This window comes from Burkholderia sp. Bp8994 (genome assembly GCF_003853805.1).
In the GTDB taxonomy this organism is placed as follows: Bacteria; Pseudomonadota; Gammaproteobacteria; order Burkholderiales; family Burkholderiaceae; genus Burkholderia.
Genome location: NZ_QTQH01000017.1, coordinates 114407 through 129328, shown reverse-complemented (window position 1 = coordinate 129328; position 14922 = coordinate 114407). Strand labels below are relative to the sequence as shown.

Below are 14922 nucleotides of genomic sequence, written 5' to 3'. Positions count from 1 at the left end.
GGCGGGGGCGGCCGGTATAATCCGACGGTATCGCACGCCAACGTCACGAGGACCGTTCATGGACACTTCCGCTGCCCGTCGCCAGATCCTCGCACGCATTCGCGCGGCGCAAGGACGCGCGCCCGAACCCGATGCAGCGGAGCGCGACGGCGTCGCCGACTATCTCGCCCGCCATCCCGAGGGGCCGCGGCCGCCGATGCCGGCCGACCTCGTCGCCGCATTCGTCGATGAAGCGGCGCGCCTGTCGACGACGGTCGACGAAGTCGCGACGCTGGCCGACGCGCCCGCCGCCGCTGCCCGCTATCTTTCCGCTCACGGCTTGCCGATGCAGGCCGTCGCATGGCGCACGCTGGCCGAGCTCGACTGGGCCGGCGCCGGCCTGTCGGTCGAATGCCGCAAGCCGCGCGACGGCGATCTCGTCGGCCTCACCGGCTGCTTTTGCGCCACCGCCGAAACGGGCTCGCTGGTGCTGCTGTCCGGCCCCGACACCTATGCATCGGCCGGGCTGCTGCCGGAAACCCACATCGCGATCGTGCCGGCGTCGCGGATCGTCGCGGGCCATGAAGACGCATTCGCGCTGATTCGCGCGGAGCGCGGCGAATTGCCGCGCGCGGTCAATTTCGTATCGGGCCCGTCGCGCACCGGCGATATCGAGCAGACCATCGTGCTGGGCGCACACGGCCCGTACCGCGTTCACGCGATCGTCGTGCGCGGTGCATGACGATCGCGTCCGCTCGATCCTCACTCGACTCACTCGCACAAGGAAGTTCTGCATGAAACGACATGCCGCCTGGGCGGGCATGGCGTCGGGAGCCGCGCTTGGCGCCGTTCCCGCGCTCGCATCGGCCGCCACGCTCGACGGTGCCGCGCTGTCCGCACTCTGGGGCATCCCGTTCGCCGGGATCCTGCTGTCCATCGCGGTGTTCCCGCTCGTCGCGCCGGTGTTCTGGCATCACCACTTCGGCAAGATCGCCGCGGCATGGGCGATCGCGTTTCTGGTCCCGTTCGCGGTCGCGTTCGGCGCGGGCACGGCGTTCGGAACGCTGGTGCACGCGCTGCTCGAGGAGTACATCCCGTTCATCGTGCTGCTGACCGCACTGTATACGGTCGCCGGCGGCATTTGCGTCAACGGCAATCTGCACGGCACGCCGAAGCTGAACACCGCGATCCTCGCGCTCGGCACGCTGCTCGCGAGCGTGATGGGCACGACGGGCGCCGCGATGCTGCTGATCCGGCCGCTGCTGCGCGCGAACGACAATCGCAAGCACGTCGTGCACGTCGTGATCTTCTTCATCTTCCTCGTCGCGAACGCGGGCGGCTCGCTGTCGCCGCTCGGCGATCCGCCGCTGTTCCTCGGCTTCCTGAACGGCGTGAGCTTCTTCTGGACGACCACGCATCTCGCGCTGCCGATGCTGTTCATCTGCGCGGTGCTGCTGACGCTGTTCTTCGTGCTCGATACGTACTTCTACCGGAAGGGCGGCGAGGAGCGGCCGGTCGTGCTCGACCCGACACCTGACGATGGCGCGCTGTCGATCGACGGCAAGGTCAACTTCGTGCTGCTCGCGGCCGTGATCGGCCTCGTGCTGATGAGCGGCATCTGGAAGCCGGGCATCACGTTCGACGTGTGGGGCACGCACGTCGCGCTGCAGAATCTCGTGCGCGACGTCGCGCTGGTTGTCGTGGCACTCGCGTCGCTTGCGCTGACGCCGCGCTCCGCGCGCGAAGGCAACGCGTTCAACTGGGCGCCGATCGAGGAGGTCGCGAAGCTGTTCGCGGGAATCTTCGTGACGATCGCGCCGGTGATCGTGATCCTGCGCGCGGGGGCGGACGGTGCGTTCGCGCAGATCGTCCATCTCGTGACGGGGTCGGACGGCAAGCCGATCGATGCGATGTACTTCTGGGCCACCGGCCTGTTGTCGTCGTTCCTCGACAACGCGCCGACCTACCTCGTGTTCTTCAACCTCGCGGGCGGCGACGCGCAAGCGCTGATGACGGCGGGCGCGACGACGCTCGCCGCGATCTCCGCGGGAGCGGTGTTCATGGGCGCGAACAGCTACATCGGCAACGCGCCGAACTTCATGGTGAAGGCGATCGCGGAATCGCGCGGCGTGAAGATGCCGAGCTTCTTCGCGTATCTCGGCTGGGCGTTCGCCATACTGGTACCTGTATTCCTGCTGACGTCGTGGATCTTCTTCACGGCGTAGGCTGACGATTTTCAACCAAGCGCGGACGGTTCGGGCGGCGCGCGATGCGCCGCGTTCCGGCCGCGGCATGCGGAGATGGCGATGCAGAAGATCCTGGTCGCACGTCCGATCTTTCCGGACGTGATCGAACGGCTCGAGCAGTATTTCGAAGTCGACTGGAACAACGGCGACGCGCTCGCCCCCGATGCGCTCGCCGCGCGTCTCGCGGACAAGGACGGTGCGCTGACGGCGGGCGACCCGGTCGGGGCGGCTGCGCTCGCGGCGGCGCCGCGCCTGCGCGTCGTGTCGAACATGGCGGTCGGCTACAACAACTTCGACATGACCGCATTCAACGCGGCGAACGTGCTCGGCACCAACACGCCCGACGTGCTGAACGAGTCGACCGCGGATTTCGGCTGGGCGCTGATGATGGCCGCCGCGCGCCGGATCGCCGAATCCGAGCACTGGCTGCGCGCCGGGCACTGGCAGAAGTGGGCGTACGACGGTTTCCTCGGCGGCGACATTTACGGCTCGACGCTGGGCGTCATCGGCATGGGGCGCATCGGCCAGGCGCTCGCACGCCGCGCGCGCGGCTTCGGGATGCAGGTGATCTATCACAACCGGTCGCGGGTCGCGCCCGAGATCGAGGCCGAGCTGAACGCCGAATACGTGTCGAAGGATGCGCTGCTCACGCGCGCCGATCACGTCGTGCTGGTGCTGCCGTACACGAAGGAGAACCATCATACGATCGGCGCGGCCGAACTCGCGAAGATGAAGCCCACCGCGACGCTGACCAACATCGCGCGCGGCGGCATCGTCGATGACGCGGCGCTGGCCGCCGCGCTGCGCGACGGGACGATCGCCGCGGCCGGCCTCGACGTGTTTGAAGGCGAGCCGAGCGTGCACCCGGCGCTGCTCGAGGTGCCGAACGTCGTGCTGACGCCGCATATCGCGAGCGCGACCGAAAAGACGCGCCGCGCGATGGCGAACCTCGCGGCCGACAACCTGATCGCCGCGCTGGGCGAAGGGCCGCGCGCGGGGCAGCCGCCGAATCCGATCAACCCTGACGTGATCGGGAAGCCGCGCGCATGACGACGATGTTGTTGCTGGCGGCGGTCGTCGTGCTGGCCGTCGCGCTGGCGGTGGCGATCGTCGCGATCGTGCGCGGCGGCGGCCGCCACGACGACGCGGCCGTGCTCGGCGACCAGATCGAGGACGCCGCGCACGCGCAGGCGCTTGCGGTCGAGCGGCTCGAACGCGAGCTGCGCGGCGAGATCGTCGAGAACGCGCGTGGTTCGCGCACCGAATTGGCCGGCAGTTTCTCGCAGCTTCAGCAGACGCTCGCGACGCAGCTGACGAGCATCGCGACCGTGCAGAACAACCAGATCGACGGTTTCGCGCAACAGCTCGGCAAGCTGGTCGCGGGCAACGCGCAGCAGTTCGACGCGATGCGCGAGAGCGTGCAGCGCCAGGCGCAGCAGGCGCGCGAAGAGCAGACGGTCGCGCTGCGTCTGTTCGGCGACACGCTGAACCGGCAGCTCACACAGCTGACCGAGGCCAACGATCGCCGGATCGGCGAAGTGCGTGCGACGCTCGAACAGCGATTGAAGGAAATCGAGACGAACAACGCGGCGAAGCTCGAGGAGATGCGCCGCACCGTCGACGAGAAGCTGCATGCGACGCTGGAGCAGCGGCTCGGCGAATCGTTCAAGCTCGTTTCGGACCGGCTCGAGCAGGTGCACCGCGGGCTCGGCGAGATGCAGACGCTCGCGGCCGGCGTCGGCGACCTGAAGAAGGTGCTGACCAACGTGAAGACGCGCGGCACCTGGGGCGAGGTGCAGCTCGAGGCGTTGCTCGAGCAGATGCTCACGCCCGACCAGTATGCGAAGAACGTCGCGACGGTGCCGAAGAGCAGCGAACGCGTCGAGTTCGCGATCCGGCTGCCGGGACGCGACGCGGGCACGCGCGACGCGCCGCCGGTGTGGCTGCCGATCGACGCGAAGTTTCCGCGTGAGGACTACGAGCGCCTGATCGATGCGCAGGAGCGTGCCGATTCGGTGGCGGTCGAGGAGGCGGCCCGTGCGCTCGAGGCGCGCGTGCGGATGGAGGCGCGCACGATCGCCGAGAAGTACGTCGCGCCCCCGCATACGACCGATTTCGCGCTGCTGTTCCTGCCGACCGAGGGGCTTTATGCGGAGATCCTGCGCCGCCCGGGGCTGACCGACCTGCTGCAGCGCGACTATCGCGTGACGGTGGCCGGGCCGACCACACTGACCGCGTTGCTGAACAGCCTGCAGATGGGCTTCCGCACGCTCGCGATCGAGCAGCGCTCGAGCGAGGTATGGCAGGTGCTCGGTGCGGTGAAGACCGAATTCGGCAAGTTTGGCGACGTGCTCGCACGCACGAAGGCGCAGCTCGAGACGGTCACGCGTTCGATCGAGGCCGCCGAGCAGCGCACCCGTGTGATGAACCGCAAGCTGAAACAGGTCGAGGCGTTGCCGGGCGAGACGGCGGCCGGGCTGCTCGGCGCGGAAGCCGCCGACGGCGCCGATGCGGACGACGCATGACGCATCCCGCATGATGCACGCAGCCGAAACCGGCTGGAACGAAGACGGGCGCCGCGGCGCCCGTTTTCCTTTGACACGGCGACCGGCGTAGCCGGCGCGCGTTCAGCGTGCGGCGAGCGCGTCCAGTGCGTCGCCGGTGACGCGCACGATGCGCCACTCCGGCAGCACGGTCGCGCCCATCTTCTCGTAGAAGTCGATCGCCGGCTGGTTCCAGTCGAGCACCGACCATTCGAAGCGAGCGCAGCGGCGCTCGACGGCGAGTGCCGCGAGGTGCTGCAGCATCGCGGTGCCGAGGCCGGTGCCTCGCTGCGACGGCTGCACGTACAGATCCTCGAGATACAGCCCGCGCCGGCCGAGGAACGTCGAATAGTTGTGGAAGAACAGCGCATACGCGACGATCGCGCCGTCGCGCTCGGCCACCAGCGCTTCGGCGGCGGGGCGTTCGCCGAACAGCGCGTCGGCCAGGTCGGCGTCGCTCGCGACGAACAGGTGCGTGAGCTTTTCGAACTCGGCCAGCTCGCGCATCAGCGCGAGGATCGCGCCAACGTCGCGCGTTTCGGCCGCGCGGATCAGCGGTGTGCCGCTCACGCTTCCTCCGGCGGATCGGACAGCACGATCTCGATGCCGCCGAAGCGCGACGCGACCCAGTTGTACGCGTGGCAGGCGATCCACAGCAGCACGAAACCGAGGATCGCGTTCAGCAGCAGCGCGCTCAGGATCGTGCTCAGTTCGACCATCCCGTAACGGATGTACGCGACCAGGATGCCGAGCAGCACGATCGGCACGCTGAACGTCAGGTAGACGAGGATCAGTGCCTTCGCGGTCTGCCCCGCGGCGATCGACGAGATTTGTTTCTTCATGTGCGGATTGCCCCCGTAGAAATATACCGATTGGAATTCAGATCAGGCCGTCGAGCGGCAGGATGTCGACCGGGGCGCCCGCGTCGACTGCCGCGGAATCGTGGCCCAGGACGATGAAACAGTTGGCGGCCGCAAGGCCGCTCAGCGATGCGGAACTCTGCGAACCGGCCGGCGCGACGTGCCACTGGCCGTCGGCGGCGCGCGTCGCGATCGCACGCAGGTATTCGGTACGGCCCGGACGCTTTTTCAGCGCCTGCGTGCTGCGTGCCGTGTACATCGTCGGCGGCGGCGTGTGCGCGCCGGCCAGCGTCAGCAGTGCGGGGCGCACGATCGCGTAGAACGTCACGGCGGAGGCGACCGGATTGCCGGGCAGCCCGAAGAACAGCACGCGGCCGTCGCCCGCACGCGCGAGCGTGCCGCACGCGAGCGGCCGGCCGGGCCTCAGCGCGAGGCTCGCGAAGGTCACGTCGCCGAGCCGCGCCATCACGTCGCGCGTGAAATCGGCTTCGCCGACCGATACGCCGCCGGACGTGATCACCGCGTCGGCCTGTGCGGCGATCGCATCGTGCAATGCGCGTTCGAGCGCGGCCGGATCGTCGCGGACGATCCCGAGATCGAGTGCGTCGATGTGCAGCCTTTCGAGCATCGCGACCAGCATCCCGCGATTGCTGTCGTACAGCGTGCCGCGGCCGAGCGGCTCGCCGGGTTCGCGCAGTTCGTCGCCGGTCGAGAACACGGCGACGCGCACGCGGCGGCGCACCGTGACTTCGCGCAATCCGAACGATGCGAGCAGGCCGAGATCGGACGGGCGCAGGATGCGGCCGGCGGCAAGCGCGCAGGCGCCGCGCGCGAGATCCTCCCCGGCCCGGCGGCAGTTCGCGCCGCGCGCGACCTCGTGTGCGGCGAAGCGGATGACGTCGCCGTCGACGCGCACGCGTTCCTGCAGAATGACCGTGTCGCATCCGGCCGGCATCGCCGCGCCGGTCATGATGCGGATGCACGTGCCGGGCACCACGGCCCCATCGAACGGATGGCCGGCGAGTGCCGTGCCGGCGACCGTCAGCGCGATGTCGGCGGCCGCTGCCAGCGCGACTGCGCTGCCGTCGAATGCGTAGCCGTCCATCGCCGAGTTGTCGTATGCGGGAATGTCGAACGGCGCATTCACGTCGGCCGCGAGCACGCGGTCGAGGGCGTCATGCAGCGGTACCGTTTCGCACGCGTCGACCGGCACCGCGAACCGACACGCGAGCGCCTGCGCATCGGCGAGCGACAGCGGGGCCGCGGAATCGGGTGCGGTTCGGGAGGCGGGCGAGGATTGCGTGATCATCAGTCGGACTGCGCCGCGAGGCGTATCGGGTTCGTGGCCGGTGGCGCGCGGAGGGCGCCGAAGCGCGAAGGCGCATGCGGCGGGCGGGAAGGGATGCCGGTGCCGTCAGCGGCGGGCAAGCGCGGCAAGTTCCTGCCAGGAATTGGCATTGTAAAACGCACGCTCGTCGCGAAACTCGACTTCGACCGTCTTGTGGCGTGCGTACCACGCACGCACCTTGCGCTCGCCGGCCGCGAGCCTGGCCGCGAGATCGTCGGCGAGCGACGCGCGCAGCAGCGCGAAGGTCGGCTGCGGCGAACGCGCGTGGTGCGCGTCGACGGTCACCGCCATCGCGATGTCGGCCTGCTGCGCGTCGAGCGCCGCGTGCAGCCGCGCGACGAGGTCGGCCGGCAAATAGGGCGTATCGCACGGCGAGCACACGACGAGCGGTGCGCGCGCCGCGCGCATGCCGGCGAGCAGGCCCGCGAGCGGGCCGGGGAAATCGGGGGTTTCGTCCGGTACGATGCGCGCATCGAACGGCGCACCGAGTTCGGCGTAGCGCGCGGCGTTGCGATTCGCGCTGATCAGCGTCTCGTCGACCTGCGGCGCGAGCCGGCGCAGCACGTGCAGCGCGAGCGGCGTACCGTCGAGCAGCTGCAGGCCCTTGTCTGCGCCGTCCATGCGCGTCGCGCGCCCGCCCGCGAGCAGCAGGCCGGTGATGGAAGGCGAGGCGGAAGCGGACATCGCGGGAAAGCGGGGCGGGCGGCGCGGGTCAGCCGCCGATGTACGACATTTCGACGCGCTTGCCGGCGCCGTCGGGCGCGGCGTCGGCGGCCGCGCTGCCGCGCAGCTGCGAGTAGCGGTCGGTGCGGGCCTGCCAGATCCGGGCGATCGCGGTCGCGATCTCGGCGTCTCTCGCGCCGCCGCGCACCAGTGCGCGCAGATCATGGCCGGTCGACGCGAACAGGCACAGGTACAGCTTGCCTTCGGTCGACAGCCGCGCGCGCGTGCAGTCGCCGCAGAATGCCTGCGTGACGCTCGAGATCACGCCGATTTCGCCGCTGCCGTCCGCATAGCCCCAGCGCTGCGCGGTTTCCGCCGCCGTGTGCGGCTCGAGCGGAACGAGCGGGAACTGCTCGGCGATCCGCGCGACGACGTCCGCGGACGGCAGCACTTCGGTCATGTTCCAGCCGTTCGACGTGCCGACGTCCATGTATTCGATGAAGCGCAGGATCACGCCGGTGCCGCGGAAGCGCTCGGCCATCGGCAGGATCTCGCCGTCGTTGGTGCCGCGCTTCACGACCATGTTGACCTTGACCGGCGCGAGGCCCGCGGCCTGCGCGGCGAAGATGCCGTCGAGCACGTCGGCGCTCGCGAAGTCGGCATCGTTCATGCGCTTGAACAGCGTGTCGTCGAGCGCGTCGAGGCTGACCGTCACGCGTGTGAGGCCGGCATCCTTCAGCGTGCGCGCCTTGCGCGCGAGCAGTGAGCCGTTGGTGGTCAGCGTCAGGTCGAGCGGGCGGCCGTCGTGGGTCGTCAGGCGCGCGAGGCGCTCGATCAGGAACTCGAGGTTCTTGCGCAGCAGCGGCTCGCCGCCGGTGATCCGGATCTTTTCGACGCCGTGTGCGACGAACAGCCGTGCCACGCGCTCGATCTCTTCGTGCGTGAGCAGGGCGCTGTGCGGCAGGAACGGGTAGTCCTTGTCGAACACGTCCCGCGGCATGCAGTACACGCAACGGAAGTTGCAGCGATCCGTCACCGAGATGCGCAGGTCGCGGAGCGGCCTGGCGAACGTGTCGGCCAGGGCGCCGTCAGGGGTATGCGCGACGCCGGAGATATCCGGCATCCCGCTGACGTCGGCGAGGGGAATGATGCGTCGGGACATGTTGAAAGAAGTGCGAGCCAGTCTTCTATTTTAGCCGCAAGCGGCCGGCCGGGCCGGTGGGCGGAAACCCGCAGCGCGGACATGAAAAAGCCCGCCGGAGGCGGGCTTTTCCTGGTCGGGCGATGCGCCGCTTAATGGTGCGACGTCTCGACCTGCTGCATCGGGGTCGTATCGACCGGCGGCAGCGCCTTGCGCTCGCGCGGCACGCGGGCCGGACGCGGCAGGCGCGACGCGGCTTCCTGGGCAGCGCGGAACTTGTCGGCATCCGTGTTCACCCACACGAGGCCGGCTTGTTCCAGCACGACGTCGAGGCTCGCCGAAGCGGGCGCAGCGGCCGGTTGAACCGGCGCCGGCGCGGGCGCGGCAACGGCTTCGACCGGAGCCGGTTGGACCTGAGCCGGTTCGACGGCTGCCGGCGCGACCGGTGCTGGGGCGACCGGTGCCGGAGCGACTTCAACCGCGGCGACCGGTGCCGGTGCGGCTTGCTCGACGGGCGCGAACTGCGGCGCTTCGACGGCAGCCGGCACTTCGAACGCATCGGTCGGCGACACCGCGACCGGTGCCGGGCCGGCTTCCGGAGCAGCGGCCGGCGCGACCGGTACCGATTCGGCGACCGGTGCGACCGGGGCGGGCTCGATCGGCGCGACCGGCGTCGCTTCGACGCGAACCGGTGCCGGTTGCGGCTCGACCACGGCCGGCTCGACCGCTTCGGCACGCTGTTCGGCTGCGGCCTCGGCTGCGGCCTCGGCTACCACGGCGCCCGCTGCGGCGACCGCTGCCACGGCGACCGGTGCGGCCGTATGGGCCGGCTCGAACGCGCTCGGGGCTTCCGTCGTCACAGCTTGCACGGCTTCGCCGTCCGCGCCTTGCTCGGCGTGGTCGACGACTGCGCCTTCGTCCTCGCGCTCGCGACGACCGCCGCGGCGACCGCGGCGGCGGCGACGACGTTCCTCGCCGTCACGTGCGCCGGCTTCCGCGTCGGCTGCGACATCGGCGCCCGGCAGGGCGACGGCTGCGGCCTGGTCGGCTTCCGCTTCCGGATGGTTCTCGCCACGGGTGACGGTTTCGAGCGTAGCAGCGTGTTGCGTCGGCTTGCGGCGCTCACCGCGCTCGCGACGTTCGCCGCGTTCCTGGCGCTCGCCGCGGCCGGCTGCCTCGACGGCTTCCGGCTGCTCGGTGCGCTCGCGCGGTTCGCGGTTCTCGCGCGGTTCGCGCGGCTCACGGCTTTCACGCGGCTCGCGCGGTTCGCGGCCTTCGCGCGGGCCACGGCCCTCGCGACCTTCGCGGCCCTCACGACCTTCACGGCTTTCGCGCGGCTCGCGGCCTTCACGCGGTTCGCGACCCTCGCGCGGTTCACGCGACTCGCGCGCTTCCTTGCCTTCGCGTTCCTGGCGTTGCGACTGGCCACGGCCTGCCGCTGCCTGGTCGCGACCACCCTGAGCCTGCTGGGCGCCGCCACGACGATTGCGGTTGCGATCGCCGCCGCGCTGCTCGGTCTTCTCGGTCCGCTCGCGGGCCGGACGGGCAGCCTGTTCCTTTGCCGGTGCCGGTGCAACCGGCGCGGGCGCCGGGGCCGGCGACATGCCGAACAGACCCTTCAGCCAGCCGATGAAGCCGCCGCTCGCCGCGGCGACCGGTGCGGGTGCCGCAACCGGCTCGACCGGGCGCTGCGGTGCCGGGCTCGGCGCCGGACGCTCGGGCGTGATGCCCTTGACCGCCGCTTCCTGCTTCGGCTTCACGTCGGCCGCGCGCTTGCTGTAGCCGGTTTCCGACTCCAGTTCGCGGGCGGCTTCCTCGGCCATCTTCCAGGACGCGCGCGGATCGTCGAGGCGCGCGTCGTCATGGCGCAGGCGCTCGAGCTTGTAATGCGGCGTATCGAGGTGCTTGTTCGGGATCAGCACGATGCCGACCTTGAAGCGCGACTCGATCTTGTTGATTTCCTGACGCTTTTCGTTGAGCAGGAAGGCGGTCACCTCGACCGGCACCTGGCAATGGATCGCCGCGGTGTTTTCCTTCATCGCTTCTTCCTGAATGATCCGCAGGACCTGCAGCGCGGACGATTCGGTATCGCGGATGTGGCCCGTGCCGTTACAGCGCGGGCACGTCACGTGGCTGCCTTCCGACAGGGCCGGGCGCAGGCGCTGGCGCGACAGTTCCATCAGGCCGAAGCGGGAGATCTTGCCCATCTGCACGCGCGCACGGTCGTGCTTGAGCGCGTCCTTCAGGCGTTGCTCGACCTCGCGCTGGCTCTTCGCCGACTCCATGTCGATGAAGTCGATGACGATCAGGCCGCCGAGGTCGCGCAGGCGCAGCTGGCGGGCCACTTCGTCGGCCGCCTCGAGGTTCGTGCGGGTCGCCGTTTCCTCGATGTCCGCGCCCTTGGTCGCACGCGCCGAGTTCACGTCGATCGCGACGAGCGCCTCGGTGTGGTCGATCACGATCGCGCCGCCCGACGGCAGCGGCACCGTGCGCGAGTACGCGGTCTCGATCTGGTGCTCGATCTGGAAGCGGGAGAAGAGCGGCACGTCGTCGTGGTAGCGCTTCACCTTCGACACGTTGTCCGGCATCACGATGTCCATGAACGCACGGGCCTGATCGTAGATCTCGGTCGTGTCGATCAGGATTTCGCCGATGTCGGGCTGGAAATAGTCCCGGATCGCGCGGATCACGAGGCTCGATTCCAGATAGATCAGCATCGGCTGGCCGGCATTGCCGCTTTGCGACGCCGCTTCGATCGCGCGCCACAGCTGCAGCAGGTAGTTCAGGTCCCACTGCAGTTCCTCGGCGCTGCGGCCGATGCCCGCGGTGCGGGCGATCATGCTCATGCCGTCCGGAATCTGCAGCTGCGCCATGGTTTCGCGCAGTTCCTGACGCTCGTCGCCTTCGATCCGGCGCGACACGCCGCCGCCGCGCGGATTGTTCGGCATCAGCACGAGGTAGCGGCCGGCGAGCGAGATGAAGGTCGTGAGGGCGGCGCCCTTGTTGCCGCGCTCTTCCTTCTCGACCTGGACGATCAACTCCTGGCCTTCGCGCAGGGCATCCTGGATGCGCGCGGAGCGCATGTCGATGCCTTCCTTGAAGTACTGGCGGGCGACTTCCTTGAACGGCAGGAAGCCGTGGCGGTCTTCGCCGTAGTTGACGAAGCACGCTTCGAGCGACGGCTCGATGCGCGTGATGACACCTTTGTAGATATTGCCTTTGCGCTGTTCGCGCCCGGCTGTCTCGATGTCGATGTCGATGAGCTTTTGCCCATCGACGATGGCGACGCGCAGCTCCTCCTGCTGCGTCGCATTGAACAGCATGCGTTTCATGAACGACTCCAGGCGGCTCTGCTGCCGGCGCCTCGCGGTTGTCAGTCGCGAGGGCGGGAACGACGGCAGGCCGCACCTTGTTGTGTTGTCACAAGCACGCTGGAGCGGGAAGGATGGCGGGGAGAATTGCCTGAAGAGGCGCTTGGGCCCGAAAGACGGGGCCGGCGGCCATAGGGCACCTGCGAACACGGCTTCAAAGCACGGCGTCCACACACCGCACGCTGCGAAAGCGCGCTAAGCCTGAGACCGGGGCACTGCCACGGGGCGCGCGCAATGCGTCGCGCGCGCCGACGGGCGGCAGATGCTGCGGCTTGGGCCGCAGCGGGGAGTATCGAATCCAGCCCGACTTTCCCGCCTGGGGTGTACTTCCCTGGTTTGACGTCGCCAAGCCCCGCACGCTTCGCGGGGCCAAATCGGGCGCAACGCCGTAATTTTCGCAACCGGCAGCCTGCGGACGCACCTCGCGCCGTCGGGCTGCCGATCAAATTCTTTTCAACCAACTTTCCGTTACCGCGGCGCCTGGTCGACCGAATCCGCCTGTGGGCGCGATCCTTGCCGACGGCCGGCGCCGTGCGTGCAACTTGCTGCATCTCTTTGATTAGGGGCGAGCAGCAGACCCCCGGCGCAAGTAAAATAACGGTTTGCGCTTGCGCCTTGCCCGATTCCGTCGGGACCGGCCTGTCAGGCCACCCTCAACGTCAGGCTGGGCAAAATTATATTCAGTATGAATGAGTTAGGCAAAATATCCCAGAATTCAGTCGCAAGCGGCCAGGTATCGATGATCCAGATCGACGAAAACTCGGCCGGTCAGCGGATCGACAACTTCCTGTTGCGCGTCTGTAAAGGCGTGCCCAAAAGCCATATTTACCGGATCCTGCGCAGCGGCGAAGTCCGCGTGAACAAGGGGCGGGTCGACGCCCAGTACCGTCTCGCGTTCGGCGACCTCGTCCGCGTGCCGCCCGTGCGGGTGGCGGCGGCCGACCTCGCGCGCGCCGACACGCCGATCGTGCCGCCCGCGCAGTTCGAGGTGCTGTACGAAGACGACGCGCTGCTCGTCATCAACAAGCCGGCCGGCGTCGCCGTGCACGGCGGCAGCGGCGTCGCGTTCGGCGTGATCGAGCAGATGCGCCAGGCCCGCCCGCGCGCGAAATTCCTCGAACTCGTGCACCGGCTCGACCGCGAGACCTCCGGGATCCTGATGCTCGCGAAGAAGCGCACGGCGCTCGTCGGCCTGCACGAGCAGATCCGCGAGAACCGGATGGACAAGCGCTACTTCGCGTGCGGATACGGCGAATGGCAGCCCGACTGGGGCCACCGTCGCGTGGTGAAGGCTCCGCTGTTCAAGTATTCGACCCCGGAAGGGGAGCGGCGCGTGCGCGTACAGGACGATGGCCTGCCGTCGCACACGGTGTTCAACCTGATCGAGCGCTGGCCGGACTACGCGCTGGTCGAGGCGGAACTCAAGACGGGTCGGACCCATCAGATCCGGGTGCACCTCGCGCATCTCGGCCTGCCGATCGCCGGCGACGCCAAGTATGGCGATTTCGCACTGAACAAGGCGCTGGCGCGCGCGAACGCGCAACCGTCGCTCAAGCGGATGTTCCTGCATGCGCACCGGCTCAAGCTCGCGCATCCGCTGACCGGCGAGGCGCTGCAGTTCGATGCGCCGCTGCCGGACGAATGCCGGCGCTTCCTCGATCAACTCCGCGCTCTGCGCGATACCGCCTGACTCGCATGGCCCGACAGCAATTTGATCTGATCGTCTTCGACTGGGACGGCACGCTGATGGATTCGACTGCGCACATCGCGCACAGCATCCAGGCCGCCTGCCGCGATCTCGGCCTGCCCACGCCGTCGGACGAGGCGTCCCGCTACGTCATCGGCCTCGGCCTGCGCGATGCACTGCAGATTACTGCTCCGACCCTCGATCCGTCCGACTATCCGCGGCTGGCCGAACGCTACCGCTATCACTACCTGCTGGACGATCAGCGCATCGAGCTGTTCGCCGGCGTGCGCGAACTGCTCGCGGAATTGCGCGATACCGGCTACCTGCTCGCGGTCGCGACCGGCAAGGGCAGGGTCGGGCTGAACCGCGTGCTCGACCAATCGAAGCTCACGAGCCTGTTCGATGCGACGCGCTGCGCCGACGAAACGTTCTCGAAGCCGCATCCGGCAATGCTGCACGAATTGACCCGTGAATTGGGGCAGGATCTCGCGCGTACCGTGATGATCGGCGACACCACGCACGACCTGCAGATGGCCGCGAGTGCGGGGGCGGCCGGCATCGGCGTCGCGTACGGCGCGCACACGGCCGATGCGCTGGCCGCGCTGACACCGCGCTTCGTCGCGCCGGACGTCGGCGCGCTGGCCGCGTGGCTGCGGGAGCACGCGTGAGCGCGGCGCCGGATGCCGTGCGCGTGTGCGCATCGGACGCGCTGGCCGACGGCGGTGCCGGCGTGCGCGTCGATGCGACGCTGCGCGGCGAGCAGGCGGTCGTGTTCTTCGTGCGCTACGAAGGCCGTGCATACGGCTACCTGAACCGCTGCGCGCACGTGCCGATGGAGCTCGACTGGGCCGAAGGGCAGTTCTTCGAGTCGTCGGGCCTGTACCTGATGTGCGCGACGCACGGCGCGATCTACGCGCCGGATACCGGCAAGTGCGTCGGCGGCCCGTGCCGCGGCGGCCGCCTGCGGCCGGTCGAGGTCGACGAGCGCGACACGCCGGACGGGCGTGCGGTATTCTGGCTACCGGATGCCGACCTGGGTCCCGCCGCTTCGCCCCCTCCCGCCACGACCGACTGACGACACCAC

13 protein-coding genes are annotated in these 14922 nt (G+C 69.1%); 7 read left to right on the top strand and 6 right to left on the bottom strand.

Translation table 11 applies throughout. The features are described 5' to 3' along the window. The first annotated feature begins 58 nt into the window (after window positions 1-58). The 4 genes from DIE04_RS20005 to DIE04_RS19990 all read left to right on the top strand — a co-directional run bounded on the left by DIE04_RS20005 (window position 59) and on the right by DIE04_RS19990 (window position 4750). The gene (locus DIE04_RS20005) at window positions 59-721 is read left to right on the top strand and encodes a lactate utilization protein C (RefSeq protein ID WP_059523763.1); all 663 of its coding nucleotides are present in this window, start codon (window positions 59-61) and stop codon (window positions 719-721) included. A gap of 52 nt (window positions 722-773) precedes the next feature. Continuing rightward, on the top strand, window positions 774-2204 hold the full coding sequence (locus DIE04_RS20000; RefSeq protein ID WP_124487471.1) for a sodium:proton antiporter: 1431 nt from the start codon (window positions 774-776) through the stop codon (window positions 2202-2204). A gap of 81 nt (window positions 2205-2285) precedes the next feature. After that, window positions 2286-3275 carry a D-glycerate dehydrogenase gene (locus tag DIE04_RS19995; RefSeq protein ID WP_124487470.1) on the top strand — a complete coding sequence of 330 codons (990 nt, stop codon included), beginning with the start codon at window positions 2286-2288 and terminating at the stop codon, window positions 3273-3275. Beyond that, complete coding sequence (locus DIE04_RS19990; protein WP_124487469.1) at window positions 3272-4750, top strand: DNA recombination protein RmuC; 1479 nt, start codon at window positions 3272-3274, stop codon at window positions 4748-4750. The genes DIE04_RS19995 and DIE04_RS19990 overlap by 4 nt, the downstream gene beginning before the upstream one ends. Window positions 4751-4852: 102 nt before the next feature. On the opposite strand, the gene DIE04_RS19985 is transcribed toward DIE04_RS19990, so the two are convergent. The 6 genes from DIE04_RS19985 to DIE04_RS19960 all read right to left on the bottom strand — a co-directional run bounded on the left by DIE04_RS19985 (window position 4853) and on the right by DIE04_RS19960 (window position 12112). After that, on the bottom strand, window positions 4853-5338 hold the full coding sequence (locus DIE04_RS19985) for a GNAT family N-acetyltransferase (RefSeq protein WP_124487468.1): 486 nt from the start codon (window positions 5336-5338) through the stop codon (window positions 4853-4855). Beyond that, the gene (locus DIE04_RS19980) at window positions 5335-5610 is read right to left on the bottom strand and encodes a hypothetical protein (protein WP_006476519.1); all 276 of its coding nucleotides are present in this window, start codon (window positions 5608-5610) and stop codon (window positions 5335-5337) included. Before DIE04_RS19980 ends, DIE04_RS19985 begins: the two co-directional genes overlap by 4 nt. Window positions 5611-5647: 37 nt before the next feature. Continuing rightward, window positions 5648-6937, bottom strand: a complete 1290-nt coding sequence (gene glp / locus DIE04_RS19975) for a gephyrin-like molybdotransferase Glp (RefSeq protein WP_124521379.1) — start codon at window positions 6935-6937, stop codon at window positions 5648-5650. Between the two features lie 105 nt (window positions 6938-7042). After that, window positions 7043-7660, bottom strand: a complete 618-nt coding sequence (gene mobA, locus DIE04_RS19970; RefSeq protein WP_124487466.1) for a molybdenum cofactor guanylyltransferase MobA — start codon at window positions 7658-7660, stop codon at window positions 7043-7045. Between the two features lie 28 nt (window positions 7661-7688). Beyond that, window positions 7689-8801, bottom strand: coding sequence for a GTP 3',8-cyclase MoaA (gene moaA / locus DIE04_RS19965; RefSeq protein WP_124573259.1), 1113 nt, complete (start codon window positions 8799-8801; stop codon window positions 7689-7691). Between the two features lie 131 nt (window positions 8802-8932). Continuing rightward, entirely contained in the window at window positions 8933-12112 is a 3180-nt protein-coding gene (locus DIE04_RS19960) for an Rne/Rng family ribonuclease (protein WP_124521376.1), read from the bottom strand. 724 nt (window positions 12113-12836) lie between these two features. Between DIE04_RS19960 and DIE04_RS19950 the strand changes: the two genes are divergently transcribed. From DIE04_RS19950 to DIE04_RS19940, 3 genes are read left to right on the top strand one after another with little or no spacing between them, the layout of a single operon-like run. Beyond that, on the top strand, window positions 12837-13841 hold the full coding sequence (locus tag DIE04_RS19950; protein WP_124487463.1) for an RluA family pseudouridine synthase: 1005 nt from the start codon (window positions 12837-12839) through the stop codon (window positions 13839-13841). A gap of 5 nt (window positions 13842-13846) precedes the next feature. After that, window positions 13847-14506 carry an HAD-IA family hydrolase gene (locus DIE04_RS19945; protein WP_044844782.1) on the top strand — a complete coding sequence of 220 codons (660 nt, stop codon included), beginning with the start codon at window positions 13847-13849 and terminating at the stop codon, window positions 14504-14506. Continuing rightward, a complete protein-coding gene (locus DIE04_RS19940) occupies window positions 14503-14913 on the top strand; it encodes a Rieske 2Fe-2S domain-containing protein (protein ID WP_124487462.1) in 411 nt (136 codons plus the stop codon). Before DIE04_RS19945 ends, DIE04_RS19940 begins: the two co-directional genes overlap by 4 nt. The last annotated feature ends 9 nt before the right edge of the window (window positions 14914-14922 follow it).

Bases quoted from the DNA above. Each gene is read 5' to 3' on its own strand.
- DIE04_RS20005 (WP_059523763.1), top strand. From the start codon at position 59: ATGGACACTTCCGCTGCCCGTCGCCAGATCCTCGCACGCATTCGCGCG.
- DIE04_RS20000 (WP_124487471.1), top strand. From the start codon at position 774: ATGAAACGACATGCCGCCTGGGCGGGCATGGCGTCGGGAGCCGCGCTT.
- DIE04_RS19995 (WP_124487470.1), top strand. From the start codon at position 2,286: ATGCAGAAGATCCTGGTCGCACGTCCGATCTTTCCGGACGTGATCGAA.
- DIE04_RS19990 (WP_124487469.1), top strand. From the start codon at position 3,272: ATGACGACGATGTTGTTGCTGGCGGCGGTCGTCGTGCTGGCCGTCGCG.
- DIE04_RS19980 (WP_006476519.1), bottom strand. From the start codon at position 5,610: ATGAAGAAACAAATCTCGTCGATCGCCGCGGGGCAGACCGCGAAGGCA.
- glp (WP_124521379.1), bottom strand. From the start codon at position 6,937: ATGATCACGCAATCCTCGCCCGCCTCCCGAACCGCACCCGATTCCGCG.
- mobA (WP_124487466.1), bottom strand. From the start codon at position 7,660: ATGTCCGCTTCCGCCTCGCCTTCCATCACCGGCCTGCTGCTCGCGGGC.
- moaA (WP_124573259.1), bottom strand. From the start codon at position 8,801: ATGTCCCGACGCATCATTCCCCTCGCCGACGTCAGCGGGATGCCGGAT.
- DIE04_RS19960 (WP_124521376.1), bottom strand. From the start codon at position 12,112: ATGAAACGCATGCTGTTCAATGCGACGCAGCAGGAGGAGCTGCGCGTC.
- DIE04_RS19950 (WP_124487463.1), top strand. From the start codon at position 12,837: ATGAATGAGTTAGGCAAAATATCCCAGAATTCAGTCGCAAGCGGCCAG.
- DIE04_RS19945 (WP_044844782.1), top strand. From the start codon at position 13,847: ATGGCCCGACAGCAATTTGATCTGATCGTCTTCGACTGGGACGGCACG.